Annotated in this window: 8 protein-coding genes; 5 read left to right on the plus strand and 3 right to left on the minus strand. The window is 36.7% G+C overall.

The annotated features are described in order from the left end of the window. Positions 1–310: 310 nt before the first annotated feature. From C8N37_RS20950 to C8N37_RS20960, 3 genes are all read right to left on the minus strand, one after another. Positions 311–1,630, minus strand: coding sequence for a sensor histidine kinase (locus C8N37_RS20950; RefSeq protein ID WP_108160754.1), 1,320 nt, complete (start codon positions 1,628–1,630; stop codon positions 311–313). Positions 1,631–1,633: 3 nt separating this feature from the next. Further along, the gene (locus C8N37_RS20955) at positions 1,634–2,995 is read right to left on the minus strand and encodes a sigma-54-dependent transcriptional regulator (RefSeq protein ID WP_108160755.1); all 1,362 of its coding nucleotides are present in this window, start codon (positions 2,993–2,995) and stop codon (positions 1,634–1,636) included. Positions 2,996–3,100: 105 nt separating this feature from the next. Next, entirely contained in the window at positions 3,101–4,408 is a 1,308-nt protein-coding gene (locus tag C8N37_RS20960) for a TolC family protein (RefSeq protein ID WP_108160756.1), read from the minus strand. A gap of 322 nt (positions 4,409–4,730) precedes the next feature. Between C8N37_RS20960 and C8N37_RS20965 the strand changes: the two genes are divergently transcribed. From C8N37_RS20965 to C8N37_RS20985, 5 genes are all read left to right on the plus strand, one after another. Continuing rightward, on the plus strand, positions 4,731–5,984 hold the full coding sequence (locus C8N37_RS20965; RefSeq protein ID WP_108160757.1) for an efflux RND transporter periplasmic adaptor subunit: 1,254 nt from the start codon (positions 4,731–4,733) through the stop codon (positions 5,982–5,984). Positions 5,985–6,074: 90 nt separating this feature from the next. Continuing rightward, positions 6,075–6,764, plus strand: coding sequence for an ABC transporter ATP-binding protein (locus C8N37_RS20970; RefSeq protein WP_045755530.1), 690 nt, complete (start codon positions 6,075–6,077; stop codon positions 6,762–6,764). Positions 6,765–6,957: 193 nt separating this feature from the next. Next, positions 6,958–9,363 carry an ABC transporter permease gene (locus tag C8N37_RS20975; protein WP_108160758.1) on the plus strand — a complete coding sequence of 802 codons (2,406 nt, stop codon included), beginning with the start codon at positions 6,958–6,960 and terminating at the stop codon, positions 9,361–9,363. Positions 9,364–9,410: 47 nt separating this feature from the next. Further along, positions 9,411–11,819: an ABC transporter permease gene (locus tag C8N37_RS20980; RefSeq protein ID WP_108160759.1), complete on the plus strand. Its 2,409-nt coding sequence runs from the start codon at positions 9,411–9,413 to the stop codon at positions 11,817–11,819. Positions 11,820–11,873: 54 nt separating this feature from the next. Beyond that, complete coding sequence (locus tag C8N37_RS20985) at positions 11,874–14,279, plus strand: ABC transporter permease (RefSeq protein ID WP_108160760.1); 2,406 nt, start codon at positions 11,874–11,876, stop codon at positions 14,277–14,279. The last annotated feature ends 114 nt before the right edge of the window (positions 14,280–14,393 follow it).

Here is a 14,393-nt window from a genome sequence, read left to right on the forward strand (position 1 = left end):
TAGGGATAATAGGGGGTTAATAGGGCTTTACCCCTATTAACCCCCTATTAACCCCCTATTACCCCCCTACTATCCCCCTACTATCCCCCTATTATATCTCTGTTAAAGTAGAATTTGACACGAAGTTAGTAGGATCTTGATCAAGAAAATAACTAATGAATTTTTTTGCTTAAGCAGGTAGAATATAAGATACTCATGTATTCCTATTTCACATGGAACATTTTAGGATGGCCGATTAGAAAATGCAGAAGCACAAAGGCTAACCAGTGGAGAACTGTTAGCTATTAAAATAATATATTGTAAGGATGATCTAAAATTGCAAAATAAAGACACTTCCTTTTCCTTCTTCACTATTTACAAAGATCGTCCCTTTATGCAAAAGCATAATTTGCTTACTTAATGTTAATCCAACTCCTGTTCCAGTTTTTTTTGTTGTAAAGAAAGGTGTGAAAATCTGTTCTTGTAAATCCGCAGCTATACCAATACCATTATCCTCTATCCGTATCTGTATTTTACCATCCATCTCTATGGCAGAAAGACTGATATAGGCATCATCTTTTGATTTCACAGCATCGATCGCATTAAGCATCAAATTGATGATAACCTGTTCGATCAAATTAACATCTGCGTGCAACACTAATCTGGTATTCTTAAGTATAATATCAACATCTACATTCTTCTGAATGATGGTCGGTTCCAATAATTGATAGATATGTTCAAAAAGCTGAGCAACAGCAATAGGTGTAAGCAAAGGCTCATCTACCTTATTGATCATCCGATAGCTTTTCGCAAAATGTAACAGCCCTTGACTTCTTCTTTGAATTGTAGAAATACCGACTTTCAAATCTTCAATATCTTCCACACCTCTGAAGTGATTTAGTCTTCCATTTAGCGTTTCAGCGAGTGAACTTATGGGAGCAATCGAGTTCATGATTTCATGTGTCAATACCCTTAAAAGCTTTTGCCATGCTTTTGTTTCAGTTTCATCCATTGCTTCATTGATATTTTGATAAACGACAATTCGAAATACCGCATCTTGTGTTTCGAAGCTAGAACTTTGAATAAGCAACTTTATTTTTCCTTTATTCGATTGAACAGATTCCATCTGTTGCTGCCCAACATCCAAGCGCATCGTTTTTTCATAAAGCTCTTCATGCTTTTTTTTCAGGGCAGAGATATTACCTAAGTGCGGCATATGAAACAATTGCTTAAAAGCATCATTTACCCACATCACCTTACCCGTATCCAATTGATAAAAGATAATGGCAGAATTCAGCATATTAATCACCCGATCCAGATATTGATGCTGGATCTCCTTGTCCATACTAATCTCTTTATACGTATCGTTGATCTGATTAAAAGCGGTAAAAAGCTGTCCTTCTGTTGATTTCGGGCTTTTAACAACAAATCTACGTGTAAAATCATGATATTTTACCGCTTCAGAAAACTCGACCAGTTGCCTTGATAGATAATGTATTTGTTGATAAAAGCGGTAGGCAAAACCAAAAATTAACAAAAAAAGAAATACAGCGTACGTATACCATCCCTTAAATACTAAATAGGATGCTACAGTACATCCAACTAATAAAAAAAGAAGTTTAATTAAATTAATAAATCGATTACCTTTCATAGGTTAGATATCATATTTCTCCAATCTTCTATAAAGAGCTGCTCGAGTCAGTCCCAATTCTTTTGCAGCCTTGCTAATATTTCCATTAAATCGTTCAATAGCTGACTTGATCGCTTTTCGTTCTAGTTCCTCTAAATTTGTACCTGCAATATTTGTTTCAAGAGGACTTTCTTCGACTTGTTGTTCTATGGGCGAAAAAAAGATATCATTACCCCTAATACTTGACTGATCAGCCATAATTACTGCCCGCTCAATGCTATATTGCAATTCACGAACATTACCAGGAAAATGATAAGAAAATAATTTTTTTAAGGCATCGGATTCAAATCCGTCTATCCGTTTATTATATTTTTTAGCATAAACGGCTAAAAAATGCTCTGCCAAGAGTTGAATATCATCTCCCCTATGTCTTAAAGGAGGAACCTGAATTTCCACCGTATTAATACGGTAAATCAAATCTTTTCTAAACCTATTTTCATCGGCAAGCACTTTCAAGGCTACGTTTGTAGCTGTGATCAGACGGATATCAACAGGTATCATCTGATGCGATCCTAGCGGTGTCACATAACGATTCTGAAGTACAGTCAATAACTTGGATTGTTGATGCAAAGAAATATTACCGATTTCGTCCAAAAATAAGGTTCCGCCATTAGCCGTTTCAAACCTGCCCTGACGATCTTCTCTGGCATCAGTAAAAGCTCCTTTTTTATATCCGAACAATTCACTTTCAAATAAGCTTTCTGTCAATGAGCCTACATCAACCTTTACATATACATCATTGCAACGGAGAGAACGCTTTTGGATGGCTTGCGCTATCAGATCCTTTCCAGTACCATTCTCTCCTAAAATGAGAATATTAGCGTCAGTTGGTGCAATTTTTTCCAACTTATATTGCAACTCGTCCATGACGACCGACCGTCCGATCAAGTCAGGAGTACCATCGTTGGTGAGCAAGGAGTTTTTAACCTTTTTATCTCGATTTTTATTTTCTGTCAGTGTATTTTCTATGGTTGCCAATAATTGTTCATTGATCCAAGGCTTTACGACAAAATCTGAGGCTCCTTGTTTAAGTGATTTGACTGCTAAATCAACGGCTCCGTAAGCAGTGATCATGATGACTCGAATTGCTGGATATTTTTCCTTGATCTTGGACAACCAAAATAAACCCTCGTTACCGGTATTAATAGTGCTCTTAAAATTCATGTCCAACAAAACCACATCATAAGACATCTTATCCAAATGACTCATCAGATTTTCTGGATTCGATTCTACTTGCACATGGCTCACCTTTGGTTTGAGTAAAATCCGTGCGGCTGTTAATAAATCATGGTCATCATCGACGACTAAAACTGCGGCTTTTTTCATTAAAATAATTTGTTCTTTATGGGCAATGAGACTATCATGAGCAAATTATGACCATACTTTATTAGAGGAATGCCCATACCAGGTTTCATTTAGACACTAAGATAACTATAAATTTAACGCACCTGCATAATAATCATTGATATATTTTTGCAGCAGCCATTCATATTGTTTAACCAACAGTTGAATCTGACTGCTGTCCAATTTATTTTTGGCTGTTAAAAATAATACCGAATTACTATTCCCTGCTTCAAAGTGTACTTGTGCAATACGAAATGATTCGGAATAGCTCTGCTGTTGCTCTTGCAGCTGCACAATATTATTGCTGACGTTTTTTAAATTAAAAACTGCTTTAGCTGTTTCCTGACGTAAGTCATTTAAAGCTATATCTTTTTGAAATTTGGCCGTTTCCAAATCAAGCCTTGCCAATTTAACCTGATTATAAACTGCCAAATGATTAAAAATTGGAATGTTTAGATTTAAAGAAATTGATTTTCCAAGGTTATTATTAAATTGTTTCAAATATCCAAAATCAGCTGCATTCGAATAATTCGTTGATAAACCTGCATTTAATGAAAGTGATGGCCAATAACTTGCTTTCACTACTTTGATATTACGCTCAGCAGCTTTGATACGCCAATCCAATGCTGGAATGTTAGGCAAATTTTCACTTGCAGTATTAAATAATTGAGCAGCTGTTCGTAGTTCGGCATCCTGTTTAAATTCTAATGGCCTCAACTCACCCAAACTTGTTTCATCCAAATTCAGCAGATTTGCCAACTTTAGCCTGTTGAGATATAAGACCTGTTTATTATTGTCAATGGCGTTAATATCGTTTGCCAATTGACCCTTCAAATCAAAATAGTCTCCAGGATTAATTGCTCCTTCTTTATGTAAAACCTCTGCCCTCCGTACTTGCTCCCTCGTTACATCAGTTTGCAGTTCTGATTGTTTCAGCACATCTTGTGCGGTTAATATTTGGATAAATGCTTCGATTACATCCAATTTAAGAGTATTGATCTGCGAATCAAATTCCAATTTACTCGCGACTTTGGCATCGGCTTTCATCCGAACATCATGCAAAATTCGAAATCCATTAAATACGGGAACACTGACTCCAAGAGATGAACCTCCGGATGAATTATTTGTTGTTGTATATTGATTGATTGTCTTATCAAGATAACGTCCGGTACTAAAGCCATGATTTAAATTTGCGTTTACATCTGGCAATCGATTGGCTTTTGCCTGCTTCAAATTAATATCCGCCCGTTTTACATCTAATTCATTTTGCATTAAAGCAGGATTTGCCTTTACGGCTAGTTGGATACACTCATTCAACGAACGTTGTGGAACTTGTGCATGCACAAAAGTCAAGCTACAAAGAAAACACAAACTGTATATCAAGATTTGTTTCATATATCATATTTTCCAAATCTTTACCCACAGCCCATGCCAAACCAATAACACGCTAATTATCAATGAAATATCAATAAACATGAAGTATATATGTTCATCTTCGTACATTCAGGTGTTCGCTTTCGAACACCTGAATACAGATTTCAATCTCTTCATAAAAATATATTTTTTAACATCATAATTTACAAGTTGTACGTTGACGAACAATTAGTGTTCGATTACGAACACTAGACAAACCGATAAAACGAAATAACAAAATGAATATCAACACATTACATTTATGGCACATCTTTCATAGATAATAAGAAAATTGAAAAGCATTATGGATAGAGCTTTAGAAAAGAAGAAATGGAATAACAAACGCATATTAACCTTAGTTGGAATTACAGGTTTGGTCGGCCTTATCGCTGCAAGCTTTTATTTTACAAGTGGCAAAAGTAAGCTTAATGTAGAAGCAGACCGTATTTCCATCGTTGAGATTAAAAAAGACAACTTTCAGGAATTTATTCCAATTAATGGAACTGTTCTGCCCATCAGCAGCATTTACTTAGACGCATCTGTAGGGGGACGTATGGAAGAAAAATATGTAGAAGATGGTGCAATTTTAAAAAAGGGCGATCCCATTATGCGTCTATCCAATACCGATCAAGAGCTTAATCTGATTCAACAAGAAACTCAGGTTTTAAATTTATTAACACAATCACAAATTGCTCAAACCAATGCACAACAGGTTTCGATCAATAACCGCAATCAAATGGCTGATGTGGAACAAGCTTATAAAGAAGCTGAGCGTGTATATCAATTAAATCAAAAGCTATTAAATGAAAAAGCAATTGGTTCACAAGAATTTGAAAAATCCAAAAATGAATATAACTATCAAAAAGAACGTGTTAATTTAACCAAACAAATCCTAAGACAGGATGAGGTATCGACCAATCAAAAGGCACATCAAGATAAAGAGACTTATCAACGTACACAAAGTGCTTTGGAATTAATGAAGCGAAAAATTGGGGATTTGATTGTACGTTCCCCAGTAGATGGTCAATTAACATCATTTGATGCAGAAATTGGACAGAATAAAAATGCAGGTGAACGTCTGGGACAGATTGACGTACTGACAGGATTTAAAGTTCGTGCTGATATTGACGAACATTACATCAATCGTATATTTCCGGATCTACAAGGCGAGTTCACCATTGGTGATAAAGCATATAAATTAAAGATCAAAAAAGTATATACGCAAGTAACTAATGGTCGTTTTCAAGTCGATATGGAATTTGTCAATGAAGTACCTAAAGGTATTCGTAGAGGGCAGACTTTACAGATCAGATTAGCTTTGAGCGACGAAACCAAAGCGGTATTACTTGCAAAAGGAGGTTTTTATCAGCAGACTGGTGGTAACTGGATCTTCAAATTGGATAAAAATGCAACAACCGCTTACCGTGTTGACATTCAATTGGGAAGGCAAAATCCGGAATACTATGAAGTCATCAAAGGTTTACAACCTGGTGATAAAGTAATCGTTTCCAGCTATGAGACTTATGACAAGGTACAAGAATTGAATATAAAGAAATAGGAAACAGAAGATCGGAGAAACATTAAAAAATCCCTTCACAAATCAAATGATTTAAATTTAATATAAACTAAAGATATGAGCACAAAAAATATGATCAAAATCAGCAATCTCCAAAAGTACTACCGTACAGAAGAAGTTGAAACAGTGGCACTCAACAATTTGAATATCCACGTTAAGGAAGGTGAATTTGTTGCTGTCATGGGACCATCGGGATGTGGTAAATCCACACTGCTCAATATTATTGGGCTTCTGGATGACTTAGACGAAGGTAGCTATCTGTTTAATGACATCGAAGTGGCTAAGTTCAAAGAACGCGGGCGCTCGGATTTGCGCAAGCATAATATTGGTTTTGTATTCCAAAGTTTTAACCTTATTGATGAATTGACCGTATTTGAAAACGTAGAACTGCCTTTAGTATATACCAATGTTCCTGCAGCAGAGCGTAAACGTCGTGTTGAAGAGGTACTGGAGAAAGTACAGATCATGCACCGACGCAACCACTTTCCGCAACAACTCTCTGGAGGGCAACAACAACGTGTTGCTGTAGCTCGTGCTGTAGTTAATAACCCAAAACTGATACTTGCCGATGAGCCTACAGGTAACTTAGATTCCAACAATGGTAACGAGGTCATGCAATTATTAACAGAATTAAATGAAGCAGGAACAACCATCGTTATGGTAACACATAGTGAGCATGATGCCAAATTTTCTGACCGCGTAATCCGTATGCTCGATGGTCAGGTAATCATGGAGACATCTGCACTAAAACAAAATGGATAAAGTTGAAATCGGTTAATCAAGAGGGAAAAATATATATTACGGATCTATAGATAAGGCCGTTGCTACTGTGTAATCTGCATTACTTGATGGCAGGATAAAGTGCAATCACTAACCGTATAGGATAATTTGATTTAAAAACAACAAATAAAACTGCCTAGAGCCTTATGCTCTGGACAAAGTAAACCTAAATGTAATGAACAATTTTAAATTAATTTTTAGACAATTATGGCGTAACCGCCTCTTTACCTTACTTAATATCGTCGGATTATCTATCGGTATCAGTGCATGCTGGGTGATATTCCGTATTGTCAATTATGAATTTAGTTTTGATCAAAAACAACCTGATAAAGAATTAATTTACAAAGTCCATACGAGCTATCTTGAAAATAACAAAACGGATAATTTTGATGGAATTCCAGCCCCATTACCCGCATTTGTAAAGGAAAATTTATCTGATATGGCCTTATCTGTTCCTATTTTCAACCAATATTTTGAACGAGTTAGCCGACCAAATCAAGCTAATAATCCATTAATATTTGAAGATCAAAAAAATATTTTTGGTACTACTTCAGATTATTTCAAGTTAGCTGATTACAGGTGGCTACAGGGAAATAAAGACCATGTGTTTAAGCAACCTAATGAGGTGGTACTGACTGAATCAAGAGCAAAATTATACTTTCCAAAGCAGGAATTAGCAGATATTATGGGTAAAACCTTATCCTACGATAGTACCTTATTTACGGTTACTGGAATCGTGGAAGACTTAACTTACCCAAGTAGTTTTATTGGAAAAGAATTTATTCAAATTCCATCGAAGGATTGGAACAGTACCACTTGGACAAATTCAAATTCGGATTGGCAATTGTTTATTAAGATCAAATCGCACCAGGTGATCACACCGCTATTAAAGTCGATCAATGCTAAAGCCCATGAAATGACCCATGAGGAATTTAAAAAGTATGGTTTCAGCATGTCTGCAAATGTCATTCCGTTATCCGAATTACATTTTACATCATTCGCACAAAAAAGTACTGACAAAAAAACAATGTATGGTATTATTGGTATCGGCATTTTTTTATTGATCCTTGCCTGTATCAACTATATCAATCTAACAACAGCACAAGTCCCTCATCGAGCAAAAGAAATAGGTATCAGAAAAACATTGGGTGAAAGTCAAAAAAGAATAACCTTCATTTTTTTTCTGGAGACATTTATCATCGCCATATTGGCTCTCTTATTATCGTGGCCATTAGTTCAAATTATCCAAACCAGTTTAAGTTCTTACATTCCTAAAGAGATGTACAGTTTTGCTGACAACTTAACGGTACTCTTATTTATAGCTGGAACAACAATTTTGATCACTCTTATATCAAGTTGGTATCCTGCCCTCCTCATTAATAAAGTTAGAATATCAGAAGTCATTAAAATTACGGGGGGTAGTAAAGTAAATATGGGTGGCTTGTCCTTAAGAAAAGCGCTGATCGTATTTCAATTTGTGATTGCTCAGGTATTTGTTGTCTCCACGTTTATTATAGGAATGCAACTTAAACATTCGTTAAATAGTAAACTTGGGTTTAATAAGGACGCAATTATTACCATGCAACTGCCCTACAAAAGTTATCAAAATGCGGGTACGGATCCTTTCACTTATAAACATGCATTGACTGGGCTTTCGGCTATCAAACGTGTTTCATTAGGTCACCTTCCGATGAGTTCTGATCATTGGGGCAATTCAATCGTTGCAAAAAGTGATACCGGAGAAATACGGGTTGACCATCAGTTTAAGTTTATCGATGAAGATTATTTTAAATTATATGATATACGGATTCTAGCTGGTCGAGAGATCAAACTGGCGGATAGTACTTCAGGTATTGCTCTAAATCTAGTTGCTATTGAAAGACTAGGATTCAAATCTGCCTCTGATGCTATTGGTTCTTTTGTTAAGATTGACGACAAGGATAAACAAATCGTTACGGTGATCGATAATTTTCATAGCAAAAATATGCACAGTAAAATTGGTCCTTTAGAACTGAGACCTTCAAACAAAAAAGGTCAATTAAAAACGATTAGTGTCCAATTGCCAGAGCATCAAGAAAAATGGTCATCTGCATTGCAACAGATTGAAAAGGAATGGAAAAAATACTATCCAAATGCTCCGTTTAAATATGAATTTTACGATCAGCAGATCAAAAATCAATACGAAAATGATACGAAGTTTTCAAAAATAATCAATCTTTCTACTTCGATCACCATCTTATTAAGTTGCTTAGGCCTTATTGGATTAGTGACGATTACGACAGCCCAGCGTACAAAGGAAATCGGAATCCGTAAAGTATTGGGTAGCAAAATTTCGGGAATTGTCCAATTACTATCTAAGGAATATCTCAAATTAATCTTCATCTCTATTCTGATAGCTTCACCGATTGCGTGGTGGGCGATGCACCATTGGTTGAATGATTTTGCCTACAAAATTAATCTGAGCTGGTGGATGTTTGCCATTCCAGCAGTCATTACATTACTTATTGCATTTATCACCATGAGTTACCATTCCATCAAAGCAGCAAGAGCTAACCCTGTGGAAAGCTTAAGAGATGAATAAAGGTAAAAAGTGAGCGATTAGTATTAACCTCTTATATTATAACAGCCATGATCAAGAGCTACATCAAAATAGCAGTGCGAAACCTAAAGCGGAATATTGCTATTTCTTTAATTAATATCTGTGGATTAGCCTTAGGCATCGCCACCTGCTTACTGATCAGTCTTTATATTACCGATGAGCTCAGTTATGACCGCTTTAATAACCATGCCGACCGTATCGTACGTGTGGTATTTAAGGGCAAAGTAAAGGGAGGTGATCTCAAAGAAGCTCATGTTATGCCTCCTGTAGCATCTACCATGAAGGCTGAATTATCATCGGATGTAGAAGAAACTGCTCGCCTGCGAATCGGAGGCGCTCCACTCTTTATGGTGGGAGATAAAGTGTTCCACGACGAACATTTGGCCTACGTCGATGCCGCTTTCTTTCGCATATTTACATTACCGCTTTTAAAGGGTGATCATTTAACGGCTCTAACACAACCCAATACTGCCATCATTACTGAAGCAATGGCTAGAAAGTATTTCAATACCATTGATGTGATCGGAAGAGAGCTGCCGATCAAAGGAAATGAATCTATTCTAAAAATAACGGGTGTCATGCAAGATATACCCAAAAATTCTCATTTCAATTTTGATGTTTTCACTTCTATCGAAGCGCTCGAAGATGCAAAATCCACCTCGTGGATGACTTCTGAATATTATACATATGCCTTATTGAAAAAAGATGCTGCGATCAGACAGGTAGAAACCAAACTTGCTACTCTTTTTGATAAGCATGTCGGGCCACAGTTTATGGCGGGTTTCGGAATGAGTTATGAAGACTATAAAAAGACTGGAAATAAAATAGGACTTTACTTACAACCTTTAACCGACATTCATTTACATTCAGATTTCGTCTATGATTTAAGTCCTTCCGGAAATATCAAATATCTTTATATTTTTGGTGTTATTGGACTCTTTATGTTATTGATCGCTACGATCAATTTTATGAATCTATCTACTGCTAGCGGATCCAGAAGATTTAAGGAGGTTGGGGTAAGAAAAGTATTGGGAGCTGGAAAACAAAAACTCTTAGTCCAATTCTTCACGGAAGGTATTTTAATCACGTATATTGCTTTACTTTTAGCTGTTTGTATTGTTGTTGTTGCCCTCCCTTTATTCAATCACTTTTCGGGTAAATCTTTGGGGATAACACAGCTTTCCGCTTTCACCACCATTCCATTTTTAATTGGTTTTGGCCTACTGATTGGATTATTTTCCAGCAGTTACCCTACATTATACTTATCATCTTTCAACCCCTTATCGATATTAAGGAACAAGCTGAACCTTTCTGAAAAAGGATTGAGCTTAAGAAGTGGCTTAGTTGTCTTTCAATTTATGATTTCTGTTGGATTGATTTTCTGTACAGTGGTCGTCAGCCGTCAGTTGGATTACATGCGCCACATCAAATTGGGATACGATAAAGAAAATGTAATTATCGTCCAAAGCTGGCCTTTGGGGGCAAATGAAAAAGCATTTGCTGAGCGGCTTGCTCAAGATAGTCGCATCATGCACATCTCTCATTCCTCGTACCTACCTGCTGGAGCTACTAACAATAACAATTTCTTTATCTATCCGAAGGAAAATCCAAATCAGTGGGTGAAAACACTTCGCTATGACGTCGATGATCAATACATCCCTGCAATGGGCATGAAGATCAAAGAGGGACGTAATTTTTCAAAGGCATATGGCAACGACAGTCTTTCAGTAGTGATTAATGAGACAGCAGCTAAAAATCTGGGTTGGAAAGACAACATTCTAGGAAGGACATTGACCAATAAAGATAATAAGGTGCTGCAGGTTATTGGTGTGGTTGAGGATTTTCATTTCAAACCGTTACATGAAACTATAGCGCCTCTGGTGATGGTATTGAGTGATCAAGCGGGAAATTTGATTATCAAAACAAAAGCGACAAACATGGAAGAATTATTGGCAACAGTAAAAAAACATTACCAAGCATTTCCTTCAGATCTTCCTTTCGATTATTCTTTTCTTGATGAGCGATATAATCAGACGTATCAATCTGAACTTAAAACGGGTCAGCTCTTAACCATTTTTGCAACCCTGACCATTTTTGTGGCTTGTCTTGGATTATTGGGTTTAGCCATATTCACGACACACCAACGTAAAAAGGAAATTGGCATTAGAAAAGTAATTGGTGCCAGTGTTCCTGACATTGCACGCATGCTATCTTTCGAATTTATCCGACTGGTAGTCATCTCGATCATCATTGCCTCTCCTATTGCATGGTGGATGATGAATATGTGGTTGCAGGACTTTGCCTATCGCATTGATATCAAATGGTGGATGTTTGCGATTGCCGGAATTCTGGCTATTGTGATTGCGCTATTGACAGTCAGTTCACAGGCTATACGTGCGGCATTAGCCAACCCTGTTCATAGTTTAAAAGATGAGTAAAACCATTCAAAGTATATGTAGTCTGAAATAAACCACGACTCTAAATTATTAAAAATGATCAAGAACTATATAAAAATCGCTTGGAGAAATCTTTGGAAAAACAAAGGTTATTCTTCCATCAACATCATTGGCCTAGCAATAGGGTTAGCATGTTGCTTATTAATTGTATTATATATTCATGATGAGTTATCTTATGATAAATACCATGTAAACAAAGACCGGATTTATCGTGTGATCAATTCCTGGGAGGAAAAAGAACAAACCACACGCAATGATGTCTGGGGAGTTGCGCCAATAGGACCTGCTTTAAAAGCAGATTTCCCTGAAGTGAAAAATGTGGTTCAATTTTCTGGAGTGACATCCATTTCTTTAAAGAATAAAGAGAAGGTGTTTCAGGAAGAGCGTGTTTTTTTTATGGACTCAACGGCATTTGACGTTTTTAGCTGGAAAGTATTGGCTGGTAATCCAAAAACAGCCTTGACCGTTCCTTATACTGCTGTTCTAACAGCAAGTATGGCTAAAAAATACTTTGGCAATGAAAACCCGATTGGCAAAACATTGGAAGGGGGGCTTGCAGCAGGTCGTGCTAACCCAGGTCTATATAAGGTCACTGCGGTTATTGAAGATGTACCTTCCAATTCTCATTTTACTTTTGATGCTTTATTATCCATGAGTACCTTTAAACAAGCACGTTCAGATATTTTTGACTCTTGGGGGTATGTAGATTTTTATACGTATGTGCTGGTCTCTGATCAATTTAATCTGGCCAATTTCAATAAAAAAATTCCTCAATTTCTTAAAAAGCATGGTGCCTCTAAGGAGGATAAGTTTAACTTCTATCTCGAACCCATGCTAGATGCCTATATGCATTCAGCAGCAGGTAGACAGCCAGGTGTAACTGGCAGTGTACAGAATCTGTACATATTTGCTATCATAGGTCTATTTATACTTTTCATCGCCTGTGTCAATTTCATGAATTTGGCTACTTCCCGATCCATGGAAAGAGCAAAAGAGGTTGGTGTCCGCAAAGCGATTGGTGCTAACCATCGCAATTTGATCCTACAATTTATGTGTGAATCCCTAGCTTTAGTTTTTATCGCTGCACTGCTGGCATTGCTATTGGTTATTATACTTCTGCCGTCCATGGAGGCCTTTGCGGGTAAAAATTTTGCATGGAGCAGTCTATTCAATATGACTACACTTAGTATTTTCCTTGCCATTGTAACGATTACTGGTATTATTGCAGCAAGTTATCCTGCATTTATTTTAGCGCGTTTTAAACCTGTTGAAGTATTAAAGGGTACATTTAAAACTGCTGCTGGAGGACAATTTTTAAGAAAAGGATTAGTGGTTTTCCAATTCGGCTTGTCCATTGTGCTTATTGCCGGAACCTGTATTGTCTTTTCGCAATTGCATAATCTACAGCATACCAATCTGGGGTTTCAACAAGATCAGATGCTTGTCATTGATTACAATTTTGACAATGATGTCAACAAAAATTTAGAAGCGATTAAAAATAAGTTTAAAAGAGATAAGGACGTCATTGCGGTATCATCATCACGTAGTGTTCCAGGAGCATTTTTTCCTAATGCAGGTACAGAAATAGAATCTACTGAAGGAAAAATGACGATATTGAGTCCAGCTCTCTTTGAAGTAGATATCGATTTTATCCCAAATATGGGTATTGAAATGGTTGCAGGAAGAGCATATTCCCGAGATTTTCCTGCTGACAGTGCACACTCCTTAATTATTAATGAGGCTGCTGCTAAGTTATGGGGTTATAGCAATCCACAAGAGATTATCGGAAAACGTTTTACACAATGGGGCAAAGAGGGACAAGTGATTGGAGTTGTAAAAGACTTTAACTACCTCTCTCTACACAACAAAGTTGAAGCTCTTGCTTTACGCTTAGAACCTTGGAGTAGCAAATTTATAACGATCAAATTGCAACAAGGAAATCTTCCGGAAACTATTGCCCGTATCGAGAAAATCTGGACTGGTGTCGCTCCTCAAATTCCATTCAATTATACATTTTTGGATCAGAGTTTTAGACGTCAATATGAAGCGGATTATCGATTCCAAAGAATTTTCACCACCTTTTCAGGATTTGCTCTTTTTATAGCATGTTTGGGCCTATTGGGATTGGTAACGTATACCGCACAACAACGAACTAAAGAAATTGGCATCCGTAAAGTTTTAGGATCTAGTGTTTTTGGCATTATACAATTATTATCTATCGATTTTATTAAACTGGTTATTATAGCCATATGTATTGCGATACCTGTCGCCTATTGGGCGATGAACAAGTGGTTGAACAATTTTGCCTACCACATTGATATGCAATGGTGGATGTTTGCCATAGCGGGTGTGAGTGCCTTGGTCATTGCTTTTGTGACAGTCAGTTACCAAGCTTTAAAAGCGGCAAGAGCTAATCCTGTAAAAAGTTTGAGGGATCAGTAGTATACAGCTTAATATGTACGCATGTGAACGCTAAGTGTTCGGATGCGTACACTTACATAGATGCTAGCAATAACATAAAAACCTATAAATAAGTTTATTAAAATTATGGCTTAA

The sequence above is a fragment of the Sphingobacterium faecium genome, assembly GCF_003054045.1.
GTDB lineage: Bacteria > Bacteroidota > Bacteroidia > Sphingobacteriales > Sphingobacteriaceae > Sphingobacterium > Sphingobacterium faecium.

What these genes read in the sequence shown, in the direction of transcription:
- C8N37_RS20950 (WP_108160754.1), bottom strand. Translation starts at nt 1,630, where the DNA reads ATGAAAGGTAATCGATTTATTAATTTAATTAAACTTCTTTTTTTATTA.
- C8N37_RS20955 (WP_108160755.1), bottom strand. Translation starts at nt 2,995, where the DNA reads ATGAAAAAAGCCGCAGTTTTAGTCGTCGATGATGACCATGATTTATTA.
- C8N37_RS20960 (WP_108160756.1), bottom strand. Translation starts at nt 4,408, where the DNA reads ATGAAACAAATCTTGATATACAGTTTGTGTTTTCTTTGTAGCTTGACT.
- C8N37_RS20965 (WP_108160757.1), top strand. Translation starts at nt 4,731, where the DNA reads ATGGATAGAGCTTTAGAAAAGAAGAAATGGAATAACAAACGCATATTA.
- C8N37_RS20970 (WP_045755530.1), top strand. Translation starts at nt 6,075, where the DNA reads ATGATCAAAATCAGCAATCTCCAAAAGTACTACCGTACAGAAGAAGTT.
- C8N37_RS20975 (WP_108160758.1), top strand. Translation starts at nt 6,958, where the DNA reads ATGAACAATTTTAAATTAATTTTTAGACAATTATGGCGTAACCGCCTC.
- C8N37_RS20980 (WP_108160759.1), top strand. Translation starts at nt 9,411, where the DNA reads ATGATCAAGAGCTACATCAAAATAGCAGTGCGAAACCTAAAGCGGAAT.
- C8N37_RS20985 (WP_108160760.1), top strand. Translation starts at nt 11,874, where the DNA reads ATGATCAAGAACTATATAAAAATCGCTTGGAGAAATCTTTGGAAAAAC.